The sequence below is a fragment of the Halorubrum halodurans genome, assembly GCF_002252985.1.
GTDB classification, from domain to species: Archaea; Halobacteriota; Halobacteria; order Halobacteriales; family Haloferacaceae; genus Halorubrum; species Halorubrum halodurans.
On record NZ_NHPJ01000134.1, the window covers coordinates 1 to 13,700 of the forward strand.

The window sequence follows — 13,700 nt, forward strand, 5'->3', positions numbered from 1 at the left end:
TGGTGCCGATGAGCGCCACCTGCCCGGCGACGTACTCGGTCAGCTCCTCGACGCCCCCGTCGACCTCCTCCAACGCGCGGACGGTGAGCGTGTTGCGGCTCATCCGGACGTCCGCGGAGCCGTGGAGCTCGCGGCGCATGGCCTGGAGCTGACGGCTCGGGATGCCGGCGACGCCGACGATCCCGACGGAGTTGAACGAGTCGATGAACTCGACGAGCTCGTCGACCTCCTCGCGTTTCCACTGCGGGATCGTCTCGGTCTTGCGGGCGGAGCTCATACGGGCACCTCCTTCGCGGGACCCATCGTGGTCTTCACGTAGATCCCGTCGATGTTGAGCGGGCCCTTCTCGAGGTCGGCCTCGAGTCGACGGACGATGACGTCGATGTTGCTCGAGATGTCCTCGGCGTCCATGTCCTCCGCGCCGACGCGCGTGTGGAAGGTGCGCCGGTCACGCGACCGGAGCTGCACCGTGTTCTTCATCCGGTTTACTGTCTCGACGACGTCGTCGTCCGGCTGTAGGGGAGTCGGCATCTTGCCGCGCGGACCGAGGACGGTACCGAGGTACCGACCGATGTCCTGCATCAGGTTGGCCTCCGCGACGAAGAAGTCGGTCTCGTCGGCCAGGTCCTTCGCGCGGTCGTCGTCGTCGCCGAGGTCGGCGAGCTCCTCGCCGTCGAGGACCTCGTCGGCGACTTCGGCGGCGCGGACGGCGGTTTCGCCCTCCGCGAAGACGACGATGCGTGTCTCCTGTCCAGTTCCAGCCGGCAGCACGACGGACTCGTCGACGCGATTCGACGGATCGTTGAGGTCGAGGTCTCGCAGGTTGATGGCGAGGTCCACCGTCTCGCGGAAGTTCCGCTCGGGGGCCTCATCGAGTGCGAGGGTCACGGCCTCTTGTATTGTGTCTGCCATTTTCACCTCCGTAGTACGCAGGTCGCTCCTACGGGTCAGTGAAACAGGCGAAGCCTGTCTCATCGGAGAGTGGCCCATCGGACGCTTAAAACCGTCGAAGCCCCCGTCCCCGTGTGAACCGGCGACAGCCCCCGTAACGCCGGCACGCCGGCACCCTCGCCGACGCCGGGGGAACGCGCGGCCGCGTGTACGACACGCGTCGAACCCACGTCTCGTCGCATAGGGGAACCCTTTTGACGGCGCTCGCCGACCCGTACTCCAATGACGCAGGGTGGTCCAGCGTGACGATGGACGACCGGATCGAGGACCTCCGGGAGCGCCGCGAACGGGCCGTGAAGGGGGGCGGCGACGACCGGATCGCCTCCCAACACGAGAAGGGAAAGATGACCGCCCGCGAGCGGATCGACTACTTCCTCGACGACGGCACGTTCCACGAGTTCGACCAGTTCCGTACCCACCGGAACCACACCTTCGGGATGGAGGAACAGCGGCTCCCCGGCGACGGCGTGGTGACCGGCTACGGCGAGGTGAACGGGCGCAAGACGTTCGTGTTCGCACACGACTTCACCGTCTTCGGCGGCTCGCTCGGCGAGGTGTTCGCCGAGAAGGTCTGTAAGGTGATGGACAAGGCGATGGACGTCGGCGCGCCCGTGATCGGACTCAACGACTCCGCGGGCGCGCGGATCCAGGAGGGCGTCGCCTCGCTCGGCGGTTTCGCGGAGATATTCCGGCGCAACACGGAGGCCTCGGGGGTGATCCCGCAGATCTCGGCGATCATGGGGCCGTGTGCCGGCGGCGCGGTGTACTCGCCCGCCATCACCGACTTCACGTTCATGGTGAAGGACACCTCCCACATGTTCATCACCGGGCCGGACGTGATCGAGACGGTCACCGGCGAGGAGGTGAGCTTCGAGGAGCTCGGCGGCGCGGTCACCCACACCGCGACCTCCGGCGTCGCCCACTTCGCCGAGGAGTCGGAGGAGGACGCCCTCGACGGCATCGCCCGGCTGCTCTCGTACCTCCCGCAGAACAACGTCGAGGACCCCCCGCGCGTCGAGCCGTGGGACGACCCCGAACGCGCCGACGAGGAGCTGACCGAGATCGTCCCCGACGCCCCCCGGAAGCCGTACGACATGAAGGAGGTGATCGGGCGGGTCGTCGACGAGGGATCCTTCTTCGAGGTTCAGGAGAACTTCGCGAAGAACGTCGTCGTCGGCTTCGCCCGCCTCGACGGGCGTTCGGTGGGGATCGTCGCCAACAACCCGCGCGTCAACGCCGGCACGCTCGACATCGAGTCGAGCCAGAAGGCCGCGCGGTTCGTCCGCTTCTGTGACGCCTTCAACGTCCCCATCCTCACCTTCGAGGACGTGCCCGGCTTCATGCCCGGCACGGACCAGGAGCACGACGGGATCATCCGTCACGGCGCGAAGCTGTTGTACGCCTTCTCGGAGGCGACCGTGCCGCTTCTCACCGTGATCACCCGGAAGGCGTACGGCGGGGCCTACTGCGTGATGTCCTCGAAACACATCGGCGGCGACGTCAACTACGCGTGGCCGACCGCGGAGATCGCTGTGATGGGGCCGAAGGGGGCCGTGAACGTGCTCTACCGCGAGGAGCTGGAGGCGGCCGACGACACGGAGGCGCACAGACAGGAGCTGATAGACGAGTACCGCGAGGAGTTCGCGAACCCCTACACCGCCGCCGACCGCGGCTTCGTCGACGACGTGATCGAGCCGACCGAAACGCGAGCGCGCCTCGTCGACGACCTGGAGATGCTGACGGGGAAACGCGAGGAGGCTCCCGACAAGAAACACGGCAACATCCCGATCTGAGATGACGACGGACGCGCCCGCGGGGGAGACGGAGCCGATCTCGCCCGCCCGGTTCGACGCCGGCGACCTGCGGATCCCCGACGACGCCGACGACGAGGAGGCCGCGGCCATCGCGGTCGCGGTCGCGGCACACCTCCGCGACCGGGAGGCCGCGGCGGCCGCCGCGGCCGACGAGGGCGGCGACTCGGGGTGGCGCGGCGACCGCTGGGGGTTCGCCGGCCGCCTGGAGTCGGTGCGGGGGCGTCGCGCTCGCGTTCCCGAGGACGCACCCTCGGACCCGTGGGCGGCGGCCGGTCGGCTCGACCGGTTCTGAGGCCGCAGCGGCCGGTCGGCTCGACCGCGACGTCGACGAAGCCGCGGTCGGGGGATCGGCCGCGACGACTCCGCGGCCGCCCTCCTCGTCGCTACTCCTCCGGGTCGGCGACGGGATCGACCTCGGCGTCGACCGCGTCCTCCCCGCGGACCGCCCCGACGACCCGGTTCACGACGACCGGCACGACGCCGGCGATGGCGACGAGGACGCCGACCCGGACGAGCACGGAGGCGTCGGTGAGGACGGAGAGCGCGAGGTAGACGGCCGCGCCGACGAGCACCGACGGCAACACGTAGGGGTTCCCTGCGGAGATCATACCCGACGATCCGGGCTCGGGACCCCTTAACCGTCCCGGACCGACAGAATGAGGTGTGCTTTCCGAGAACGGACCGACAGGAATGTTCGACAAGGTACTGGTCGCGAACCGCGGCGAGATCGCCGTCCGCGTGATGCGCGCCTGCGAGGAACTGGGCGTCGAGACGGTCGCCGTCTACAGCGACGCGGACAGACACGCCGGACACGTCCGCTACGCCGACGAGGCGTACAACGTCGGGCCGGCGCGCGCAGCCGACTCCTACCTCGACGGGGAGGCGGTGCTCGACGCCGCGCGCGCGGCCGACGCCGACGCGGTCCACCCCGGCTACGGCTTCCTCGCCGAGAACGCCGACTTCGCGGCGCGCGTCGAGGCGGCCGACGGGATCGTCTGGATCGGCCCCGCGAGCGACGCGATGGAGCGGCTCGGCGAGAAGACCCACGCCCGGCGCGCGATGGCCGAGGCCGACGTGCCGATCGTGCCGGGGACGACCGAGCCGGTCACCGACGCGGAGACCGTCCGCGAGTTCGGCGCGGAACACGGCTACCCGGTCGCGATCAAGGCCGAGGGCGGCGGCGGCGGCCGCGGGATGAAGATCGTCGAGAGCGCGGACGAGGCCGCGGAGGCGCTCGAGTCCGCCAAGCGCGAGGGCGAGGCGTACTTCTCGAACGACTCGGTGTACCTCGAACGCTACCTCCAGACCCCCCGCCACGTCGAGGTCCAGGTCGTCGCCGACGACCCGGATGGCTCGGTGAGCGAGAGCGACGTGGTCCACCTCGGCGAGCGCGACTGCTCGCTCCAGCGCCGCCACCAGAAGGTGATCGAGGAGGGGCCCTCCCCGGCGCTCTCCGACGAACTGCGCGAGCGGATCGGCGCGGCCGCCCGCCGCGGCGTCGCCGCCGCCGACTACACCAACGCTGGAACCGTCGAGTTCCTCGTCGAGGAGGACCCCGACCGCGACCCCGAGGAGCCGCTCGGCCCCGACACGCCCTTCTACTTCCTCGAGGTCAACACGCGGATACAGGTCGAACACACGGTGACGGAGGCGCTGACGGGCATCGACATCGTGAAAGAACAGCTCCGGGTCGCGAGCGGCGAGGGGCTCTCGATCACGCAGGCCGACGTGGAACTGGAGGGCCACGCGATCGAGTTCCGGATCAACGCCGAGAACGCCGCCGAGGGGTTCCAGCCCGCCAGCGAGGGACGGCTGGACGTCTACGACCCGCCGGGCGGGATCGGCGTCCGCGTCGACGACGCGCTCCGGCAGGGCGACGAGCTGGTCACCGACTACGACTCGATGATCGCGAAGCTGATCGTGTGGGGGCGGGACCGCGAGGAGTGTCTCGCGCGCTCGCGGCGCGCCCTCGCCGAGTACGACCTGGAGGGCGTCGTCACCATCGTCCCGTTCCACCGGCTCATGCTCTCGGACGAGCGCTTCCTCGACGGCACGCACACGACGAAGTACCTCGACGAGGCGGTCGATCCCGACCGGATCGCCGACGCACAGGAGCGTTGGGGGACGGAGGCGTCCGCGAGCGAGGACGACGAGGAGGTGACCGAACGCGAGTTCACGGTCGAGGTGAACGGCAAGCGCTTCCAGGTGGACCTGGAGGAGCGCGGCGCGCCCGCGATCCCGACCTCCGGCGCCGGGTCCGGCGCGGGATCGGGCGGAGGCCGACGGCAGCGCCCCCCGCAGGCGACCGACGACGACGGCGACGACGGCGGCGTCGACGTCGCGGAGGGCGGCGAGGCGATCGACGCGGAGATGCAGGGAACGATCCTCTCGGTGGACGTCGCGGAGGGCGACGAGGTCGCCGCCGGCGACGTGGTCTGCGTCCTCGAGGCGATGAAGATGGAGAACGACGTCGTCGCCGAGCGCGGCGGCACCGTCGCGAGCGTCCACGTCGCGGAGGGCGACGGCGTCGACATGGGCGACGTGTTGGTCGTCCTGGAGTGAGCTACACCGCCACGACCGCGACCCCGTAGATCGCCAGGGCGACGAGGCCGCCGACGGCCAGCGACTTGAGGTTCAATCGAACCGCGCGCCGCCGGTCGGCCGCGAGCGCCGCCGGGTCGTCGACCCGTTCCGTTCCCCCGCCCACGTCGAAGACGCCGATCCCGGCGAACCCGACGCAGAACCGCTCGCGGTACTGGAAGTACCCCATCGCCGCCCCGTACAGCGGGAAGACCGCGAGAGCCAGCGTCCAGCGCGGCAGGTCGACGGCGACGACCGCGACGACGAACGCGACCGCGGCAAGCAGCGAGACGACGCCGAGCAGGAGCCGTCGCCGTCGCTGGGCCGGTCCGATGTTACAGACTCCGGGTTGATACTCCATGACGGATCGTCGGCCGGGGCGACCAAAAGCGCGTCGCGGCTCGGACGAGCGGGTCCGGTCGCGGGGGTCGATCGGCCGCTCGGCGATCGCTTTATGATCCGGGCGGACACAGTACGTATCGAACGGCCACATGAGCGATCGAACCCCCCAAGATCGGGAACTGCGACGGTACGAGACGGTCCTCGAGTCGCTCGAGGACGGCGTGTACGCGGTCGACCCCGAGGGGACCATCGTGTACGTCAACGACCGGTACGCCGAGATGAAGGGGGCGGACCGCGAGGAGCTGATCGGGACGCACATCTACGAGTGGGTCACGGAGGAGGCGGCGGGGAAGGCGCGGCGGGCGCGCGAGGAGCTCGCCGCGGGCGACCGCGACGTCGGCGTGATCGAGTACGACTTCGAGACGGCCGCCGGCGACACGTTCCCCGTGGAGATGCGGTTCGCCCCGGTTCCGGGCGACGAGGACATCGATCGCGTCGGCGTCATCCGCGACGTCACGGAACGGAAGCGGCGGGAGGAGTCGCTGCGGCGGAAGAACGAGCGCCTCGACGAGTTCGCGAGCATCGTCTCACACGACCTGCGGAACCCGCTCAACGTCGCCGACGGTCGGCTCGATCTCCTCCGCGAGGAGTGTGACTCGCCGCAGATCGACGACATCGAGCGCGCACACGACCGGATGCGGTCGCTCATCGACGACCTGCTGTCGCTGGCGCGGGCCGGCGCCGAACTGGACGAACCGGAGCGCGTGGACCTCTCCGCGATCGTCGAGCGGGCGTGGGCGAACGTCGCGACGGAGGAGGCGACCCTCCGGACGGACGGGGATCTGACGTTCGTCGCCGACGGGAGCCGGCTGGAAGGCCTCCTGGAGAACCTGATCCGGAACGCGATAGAACACGGGGGCGACGCGGTGACCGTCACGGCGGGCGTCCTCGAGGACGGCGCCGGGTTCTACGTCGCGGACGACGGGCCGGGGATCCCCGAGGAGCACCGCGAGTCGATCTTCGAGAGCGGCTACACGACCGCCGAGGAGGGGACCGGGTTCGGCCTGAGCATCGTCGAGCGGATCGCCGAGGCGCACGGCTGGGCGGTCCGCGCGACCGAGGGCGCCGACGGCGGTGCGCGCTTCGAGGTGACGGGGATCCGCGCGTCGAGGTGACGAAGACCGACGCCCGGAGCGACGGAGGGCGTCCGACTCGGGCGAGCTCCCGCGGTAGCAACGCTGAAGGGGGGTCCCGCCGATCGACGGACGTGAAACGGATCCAGCTCGGGAACACCGTCTTCGAGGGCGAGAACGACGCCTACCTGATCGAGGCGGACCGGACGACGCTCGTCGACACCGCCGTCTCGATCCCGGCGGTGCGCGCGGACCTGCGGGAGGGCCTGTCGGGACACGGCGTCGACTTCGCCGACGTCGACGCGATCGTGCTCACCCACTGGCACCCCGACCACGCCGGGCTGGCCGGCGAGATCCAGGCGGAAGGCGGCGCGTCGGTGTACGTCCACGAGGCGGACGCCCCGCTCGTCGACGGCCGGGAGCGACCCCTCGCGGCGGATCCGGCCGTCCGGCGGGAGATGTTCGACCGGTGGGGGATGCCGGCCGAGGCGCGCGAGCGGCTGACCGACTTCTTCGAGCGTGCGGGAACGGACATCTACGGCCGCGAGGCCGACGTGACGCCGATCGGCGACGGCGAGACGATCGACCTCGGCGGGGTCACGCTGGAGACGGTCCACCTGCCCGGACACACCGCCGGGCTCTGCGCGTTCGCGTTCGACCCGCGGACGGTTCCGGGACACGCCCCCGTCCGGGGGAGCGGCGAGGGGGGAACCGCCGGGGCGAGCGCCCGCGACGATCGTCCCCCGGCCGAGGCGTTCACCGGCGACGCGCTGCTGCCGCGGTACACCCCGAACGTCGGCGGCGCGGACGTCCGCGTCGAGACGCCGCTCGCCGCCTACGCCGACAGCCTCGTCCGGATCGTCGAGCGCGACTGGGACGCCGCACACCCCGGCCACCGCGAGCGGATCGACGAGCCGAGCCGGCGGGCCGCGGAGATCCTCGACCACCACCGCGACCGCACCCGGCGGGTGATCGGCGTCCTGGAGTCGGGCCCGGCCACCGCCTGGGAGGTGTCGGCGGCGCTGTTCGGCGACCTCGAGGGGATCCACACGCTCCACGGGCCGGGCGAGGCGTTCGCGCACCTCGACCACCTCGAGCGCGCCGGCGTCCTCGAGCGCGACGGGACCGCCTACCGCCTCGTCGATCCGGACCCCAGCGTGGACGCGCTGTTCCCGTCCGTGGCGCTCGACGCGACGGGCCGGGATCTGTGAGGCCGTCGCGCTACGCTCGCTCGCCGACGACCCACTTGTGCGAGTAGCTCTCCCCGCAGGTACAGTGTGCGTACGCGTGGACCACGTCGCCCTCGGCGTAGAGCCCCCCCACTTCCGGGTTCTCTCCCTCGGCGAACGCGAACACGAACCGGACGTCGTGGTCCTCGTCGTCGGCTTCGGCGACCGGACACTCGCCGTCGTCGAGCGAGCGGGCGATCGCGCCCTCGTTGGCCATCGCCTCCTTCGCGAACTCCATCGCGCCCATGCCCGTCCCCGCCTGAAACGCCGAGCGGCCGGTCTCGCCGTCGAGGACGAGCCGGACCCCGTCGTCGGTCTCGGTGCCGACCTCCCGGAGCCGCGAGTCGTCGTCGAGGTACGCGTCGCTCAGGTAGAACACGACGTCGTCGAGCCGGTCGCCGGCGAGAAACGTCTCGAGCTTGCTCATGCCGACCGGAGGCGCGTGAAGCCTAAAAGGGGTGCGAGTCGCGCCGCGCCGTCGCCGGCCGCACGGGCGGCGCGAACCCGCGGTCGCCCCCGCCTCGCGGCCCGAACCGATCCCGACGAGGCTGGAATCGGGGTAAGTGTTAATACGAACCACGGAGATCCGTCAGCCGATGAGCACGCAAACCCCGACCGGAGACCGGCTCGTCGAGTGGGCGAAGCTGGTCGACGAGGACGTGCCGGAGGAGGTTCGAGAGGACCGCCCCGGCGACCGATAACTTTCACCCCGGTTCACGAAACCTTTAGGCCGACCGCGGCGAAGCGCCGCCGATGGCGACCGAGGCCGCAGGGATCGACCACCCGTTGCTCGTCGACGACTTCCTCCAGTCCCGCCGCTACCAGCTTCAGCTCGCGGACGCCGCGGTCGACGACCACACGCTGGTGTGTCTCCCGACCGGCCTCGGCAAGACCACGGTGAGCCTGCTCGTCACCGCGAGGCGGCTCCACGAGGCCGGCGGCACCGCGCTGTTTCTGGCCCCGACCAAGCCGCTCGTCCAGCAGCACGCGGAGTTCTACCGCGAGGCGATGGCGATCCCGGACGACGAGATCGTCGTGTTCACCGGCGACGTGAAGCCCGAGGACCGCGCGGCGCTGTTCGGCGACGCCCGCGTCGTGATCGCGACGCCGCAGGTGATCGAGAACGACCTCGTCGGCAACCGGATCTCCGTCCGCGACGTGACCCACCTGACCTTCGACGAGTGTCACCGCGCGACCGGCGACTACGCGTACGTCTACATCGCCGAGCGCTACCACGCCGACGCCGCCGACCCGCTCGTGACGGGGATGTCGGCCTCCCCCGGCGGCGACATCGAGGAGATCGAGACCGTCTGTGAGAACCTCGGACTGACGAACGTGGAGGTGATGACCGAGGACGACGCCGACGTCGACGAGTACACCCACGACACGGACGTTCGCTGGGAGCGGGTGACCTTGCCGGAGGAGGTCCTCGAGATCCGCGACGCGTTGAACGAGGTGATCACGGACCGCCTTGAGAAGCTGAAGTCGCTCGGCGTGACGAACAGGACGAGCCCGGACCTCTCCCAGCGCGACCTCAACGAGATGCGCGGGAAGCTGAAACGGATGATGGACAACGACCAGTCGGACGGGTACAAGGGGATGAGCACCCACGCCGAGGTGATGAAGCTCCGCCGGGCGGTCGAACTGGTCGAGACGCAGTCGGTGGAGTCGGTCCGGCGGTACTTCGAGCGCCAGCGCGAGGCCGCCCGCTCGTCGGGGGCGTCGAAGGCGAGCCAGCGGATGGTCGCGGAGCCCAAAGTGCGGGAGGCGATGCGGAAGGCCGAGTCGTTCGACGGGCTCCATCCCAAGTTCTCGAAGGCGCGGATCCTGCTCGCGGAGACGCTCGGGATCAACGAGGGGGAGCGCGCGATCCTCTTCACGGAGTCGAGAGACACCGCGGAGGCGCTCGTCGAGTTCCTCGAGGCGAGCTTCGACGTCCGGAAGTTCGTCGGCCAGGGCGACAAGGAGGGGTCGGACGGCATGAGCCAGAAACGGCAGCAGGAGACGCTCGAGGAGTTCAAGGCCGGGGCGTTCGAGGTGCTCGTCTCCACGAGCGTCGCCGAGGAGGGCCTCGACGTGCCCGAGGTCGATCTCGTCTGCTTCTACGAGCCGGTCCCCACCGCGATCCGGTCCATCCAGCGCAAGGGACGGACCGGGAGGCAGGCGGAGGGGAAGGTCGTCGTGTTGATGGCCGAGGACACCCGCGACGAGGCGTTCTTCTGGATCTCCAGGCGGCGCGAGAAGGAGATGGCGAGCCAGCTCGCCGACCTGAAGGCCGCCACCGACGACATCGAGGACACGGTCGGCGACGACGGGCAGGCCGGGCTCGACGCGTTCGCCGGGGGTGGTTCCGCCGCCGGCAACGCGGACGACGCCACCGGCAGCGACGCGGACGCCCCCGCCGGCGATACCGCCGCCGTCGCCGACGCGGACGACGGAGACGACGATCCCGGACTGACCGACTTCGCCGCGGAGGCCCGCGAGGGCGGGGAAGGCGGGGACGACGCCGCGGACGACGGCGACAGTCGAGGCGGCGACGACGCGGGCGGCGAGGGCGACGACAGCGACGCCGGAGACGACGAGACCGCCGTCGTCGCGACCGCCGGCGTCGACGAGGGGGTCGAGGTCGTGATCGACCAGCGCGAGCTCGACTCCTCCATCGCGAAGGCCCTCTCGACGCGGAACGGGCTCGTCACTCGACTGGAGACGCTCGCCGTGGGGGATTACGTGCTCTCGGACCGGGTCGCCGTCGAGCGGAAGTCGGCCGCGGACTTCGTCGACTCCATGCTCGATGCCGACCGGTCGATGTTCGAGCAGGTCGGCGAGCTGTCGCGGGCGTACGCCCGTCCGGTCCTGATCGTCGAGGGAACGAACCTCTACGGTCAGCGCGACGTCGACCCCAACGCGATCCGCGGCGCGCTCGCGTCGCTCGCGGTCGATTTCGGGATCAGCGTCCTCCGGACCGAGGGCGAGACGGACACCACGGAGCTGCTCGCGACGATCGCCAGACGCGAACAGGAGACGCGCGACCGCGAGGTGAGCGTCCACGGCGAGAAGACGACGAAGACCCGCGCGGAACAACAGGAGTACGTCGTCTCCTCCATCGCCGACATCGGCCCGATCACCGCCCGCGCGCTGCTCGAGCACTTCGGCTCGGTCGAGGCGGTGATGACCGCGCCGGAGGACGACCTGTTGGAGGTGGAGGGCGTCGGCCCGGTGACCGCGGAGCGGATCCGCGAGGTCGTCGGGAGCGCGTACGAGTGATCGGACGACCCAGCGCGGCCGACCGCGGTCGCGACCGGCCGGTTCCCCTCTACAGCTCGTAGGTCTCGCCGTCGACCGCGAGCGGCTCCGCGAACGCCTCCTCCGGCGGGTAGAAGTGTGCGAGGTGGACGAGCCGCGTTCGGTCGGCGTTCAGCTCCTCCGCGAGCGCGAGCGCGCCCTCGCGGGTCATGTGTTTCGTGCCGAACGTGCGCGGAACGCCGTCGGAACCCTCGTGGCGCCCGCCGATCGGGTGGTGGTCACACAGCGAGGCGGGGACGATGGCGTCGGCGAGCAGGAGGTCCGCGTCGGCGAGTGCCTCGCGGGACCGCTCGGGCACGTCGTAGCTCGTGTCCCCGGTCAGCGAGAGTTTCCCGCCGGTCTCGGGGTCCTCGATGACGACGCCGAAACACAGGAGGGGCGGGTGGTCGACGGGGACGAACCGGACTTCGAGCCCGCAGGCCTCGAACGGGTCGAACGGCTCGCGCGAGTGGACGCCGATCCGGTCCTCGAGGTAGTCGTACTTCCGCCGGACCGTCTCGGCGACGCTCTCGTCGGTCGCCGGGTCCGTGCCGCTCGGCGCGTGGACGGGCAGCCCGTCGACGAGCCGGTAGACGTTGCCGAGTCCGTCGAGGTGGTCGAAGTGAATGTGCGTCACGATCCCGGCGTCCGGCAGCGCCACGTCGTTGTCCAGGAACTGGCTCCGGAAGTCGGGGCTGAAATCCACCAGCAGCGACTCGCCGGTCCGCTCGTTCGCGACGTGGACCGAGAAGCGCGAGCGCGACACGCCGCGCTCGCGCGCCTCGCGGCAGGTGGCACAGTCGCAGCCGGCGGTGGGCGTCCCCGTCGTGTCGCCGGTGCCGAGGAGCGTGACCCGCATCTCGTCGTGGCCTCCTCGCCGCACGGCCTTAGCGTCCGTGGTCGGGACACCCACCGCGACCCTGGTTTATAAGCGAGTCCGCGATCACGCTGGGGTATGCACGACAGCCGCGAGATCGTCCTCGCACGGCTCCCGTCCGGCGTCCCGATCCGCACGACCGTCCACGTCTACGGCGAGGGCAGCCTCGTCGACACCGAGGAGGGTCCCGAGCTCGACGTCCCCGACGACGGCGGGCCCGTCGTCTACGCGCAGGCGGCCCAACACGGCCGGGAGGTGAACGGCGCGGCCGTCCTCCGGCGGCTCCACGAACGGCTGACGGGCGGGGACGGGGAGGGTGACGGCGGCGGAAGCGGCGACGCCGTCGGCGACGACGTCCGCGGGACGCTCGTGAGCGTCCCGGTGGCGGACCCGCTCACGTTCGATCACGTCTCCTACACGACGCCGGAGTCGCTCGACTCGATCAACGCCAACATGAACCGCTGTTGGCCCGGCGACCCCGACGGGACGCTCCACGAGCGGATGGCCGCGCGGCTCTGGCCGTTCGCGAGCGCGGCCGACGCGGTCGTCGACCTCCATACCGGCTCGCCGACCATGCTCACCCACACGGTCTACATGCGCGGCGACGAGGCCTGTCGAGGGCTCGCGGAGGCGTTCGGCACCGACCTCCTGTTGGCGGAGGCCGCCGGCGACGACGCGGACACGGAGTGGGCGGAGCGGGACTTCGGCGGGAAGTTCCGCGTGGCCGCCACCCGCGAGGGGATCCCGACGATCACGCCGGAGCTCGCCCACAGCCGCGAGGTCGTCGAGGAGGCGGTCGAGACCGGCGTCGACGGGATGGTCGGCGTCCTCCGGCACGAGGGCGTGCTCGCCGGCGACGCCGACCCGTGGGCGGGGACCGTCGCCCGCAACCACCTCGGCCGGGTGACCGCGGCCGACTCCGGGCTGTTCCGGGCGGAGCCCGACCTCGCGATCGGCGACGAGGTGGCGGACGGCGAGCGGCTCGGCGAGGTGTACGACCCGACGACGTTCGAGACGCTCCAGGTCGCCGAGGCGGACCGCGACGGGATCGTCTACTCCGTCGCCCGCGAGTCGACCGTCACCGCGGGCGCGACGCTGGTGGGCGTCGCCGAGCGGATCACGGAGTGAGAGGCCGTACGGCCCCGCGAGACGGCGTCACGCGCTCACCGCCCTCACCGCACTCGGATCCGGCCGTCCGCGGCGACCGTGACGAGCAGGCGCTCGCGGACCTCCCGGCCGTACACCGCGTCGCCGGCGCGTTCCCCGATGGTCTTCATCAGGTCCGGCGCGGTCTGGCTCACCTTCACGCCCGCCTCGTCGCAGGCGTCGTACACGCGCTGTGGCGCGTCGTAGAGGTCGGTTCCCGCGGGGATCTCGACGCGGACCGGGGCGGAGAGCGCCTCGGCGAACGCGACGGTCTCCTTCGCGCGCTCGACGTTGTCGCGCGCGCTCGCCTCGACGCTGGAGACGTTCGCGCGCGACAACGTCGAGC

Annotated in this window: 14 protein-coding genes; 7 read left to right on the top strand and 7 right to left on the bottom strand. The window is 71.0% G+C overall.

The window, feature by feature from the left end; all coding sequences use genetic code 11:
* Positions 1–277 (bottom strand): 50S ribosomal protein L10 (gene rplJ / locus DJ70_RS15355; RefSeq protein ID WP_094534521.1); only part of this gene is annotated, 277 nt, incomplete at its 3' end.
* Positions 274–912 carry a 50S ribosomal protein L1 gene (locus tag DJ70_RS15360; RefSeq protein WP_094534523.1) on the bottom strand — a complete coding sequence of 213 codons (639 nt, stop codon included), beginning with the start codon at positions 910–912 and terminating at the stop codon, positions 274–276. The genes DJ70_RS15360 and rplJ, both read right to left, overlap by 4 nt.
* A 287-nt stretch (positions 913–1,199) precedes the next feature.
* Here DJ70_RS15360 and DJ70_RS15365 point away from each other — a divergent pair, with 287 nt between their 5' ends.
* Both DJ70_RS15365 and DJ70_RS15370 read left to right on the top strand, forming a co-directional pair.
* The gene (locus DJ70_RS15365; protein ID WP_094534543.1) at positions 1,200–2,744 is read left to right on the top strand and encodes an acyl-CoA carboxylase subunit beta; all 1,545 of its coding nucleotides are present in this window, start codon (positions 1,200–1,202) and stop codon (positions 2,742–2,744) included.
* A 1-nt stretch (position 2,745) separates the two neighbouring features.
* On the top strand, positions 2,746–3,057 hold the full coding sequence (locus DJ70_RS15370) for a hypothetical protein (RefSeq protein WP_245810874.1): 312 nt from the start codon (positions 2,746–2,748) through the stop codon (positions 3,055–3,057).
* A gap of 91 nt (positions 3,058–3,148) precedes the next feature.
* On the opposite strand, the gene DJ70_RS15375 is transcribed toward DJ70_RS15370, so the two are convergent.
* The gene (locus DJ70_RS15375) at positions 3,149–3,373 is read right to left on the bottom strand and encodes a hypothetical protein (protein ID WP_094534525.1); all 225 of its coding nucleotides are present in this window, start codon (positions 3,371–3,373) and stop codon (positions 3,149–3,151) included.
* An 82-nt stretch (positions 3,374–3,455) separates the two neighbouring features.
* Between DJ70_RS15375 and DJ70_RS15380 the strand changes: the two genes are divergently transcribed.
* Positions 3,456–5,327 (top strand): acetyl-CoA carboxylase biotin carboxylase subunit, encoded by a 1,872-nt coding sequence (locus DJ70_RS15380; protein ID WP_094534527.1) that lies wholly within the window; start codon positions 3,456–3,458, stop codon positions 5,325–5,327.
* Between the two features lies 1 nt (position 5,328).
* Here the strand turns inward: DJ70_RS15380 and DJ70_RS15385 are convergent, their stop codons facing one another.
* Positions 5,329–5,706 (bottom strand): hypothetical protein, encoded by a 378-nt coding sequence (locus DJ70_RS15385; RefSeq protein ID WP_094534529.1) that lies wholly within the window; start codon positions 5,704–5,706, stop codon positions 5,329–5,331.
* A gap of 130 nt (positions 5,707–5,836) precedes the next feature.
* Here DJ70_RS15385 and DJ70_RS15390 point away from each other — a divergent pair, with 130 nt between their 5' ends.
* Together DJ70_RS15390 and DJ70_RS15395 are read left to right on the top strand one after the other, a co-directional pair.
* Complete coding sequence (locus DJ70_RS15390; protein WP_094534531.1) at positions 5,837–6,862, top strand: two-component system sensor histidine kinase NtrB; 1,026 nt, start codon at positions 5,837–5,839, stop codon at positions 6,860–6,862.
* 92 nt (positions 6,863–6,954) lie between these two features.
* The gene (locus DJ70_RS15395; protein WP_094534533.1) at positions 6,955–8,031 is read left to right on the top strand and encodes an MBL fold metallo-hydrolase; all 1,077 of its coding nucleotides are present in this window, start codon (positions 6,955–6,957) and stop codon (positions 8,029–8,031) included.
* Positions 8,032–8,041: 10 nt separating this feature from the next.
* On the opposite strand, the gene DJ70_RS15400 is transcribed toward DJ70_RS15395, so the two are convergent.
* Complete coding sequence (locus DJ70_RS15400; RefSeq protein ID WP_094534535.1) at positions 8,042–8,476, bottom strand: DUF5807 family protein; 435 nt, start codon at positions 8,474–8,476, stop codon at positions 8,042–8,044.
* 326 nt (positions 8,477–8,802) lie between these two features.
* Here DJ70_RS15400 and DJ70_RS15405 point away from each other — a divergent pair, with 326 nt between their 5' ends.
* Positions 8,803–11,313, top strand: a complete 2,511-nt coding sequence (locus tag DJ70_RS15405) for a DEAD/DEAH box helicase (RefSeq protein WP_094534537.1) — start codon at positions 8,803–8,805, stop codon at positions 11,311–11,313.
* Between the two features lie 49 nt (positions 11,314–11,362).
* Here the strand turns inward: DJ70_RS15405 and DJ70_RS15410 are convergent, their stop codons facing one another.
* Positions 11,363–12,190: an MBL fold metallo-hydrolase gene (locus DJ70_RS15410; RefSeq protein WP_094534539.1), complete on the bottom strand. Its 828-nt coding sequence runs from the start codon at positions 12,188–12,190 to the stop codon at positions 11,363–11,365.
* Between the two features lie 96 nt (positions 12,191–12,286).
* Between DJ70_RS15410 and DJ70_RS15415 the strand changes: the two genes are divergently transcribed.
* The gene (locus tag DJ70_RS15415) at positions 12,287–13,336 is read left to right on the top strand and encodes a succinylglutamate desuccinylase/aspartoacylase family protein (protein ID WP_094534541.1); all 1,050 of its coding nucleotides are present in this window, start codon (positions 12,287–12,289) and stop codon (positions 13,334–13,336) included.
* Positions 13,337–13,380: 44 nt separating this feature from the next.
* Here DJ70_RS15415 and DJ70_RS15420 read toward each other — a convergent pair.
* A partial coding sequence (locus tag DJ70_RS15420; protein ID WP_143421057.1) for a Tfx family DNA-binding protein occupies positions 13,381–13,700 on the bottom strand: 320 nt, incomplete at its 5' end.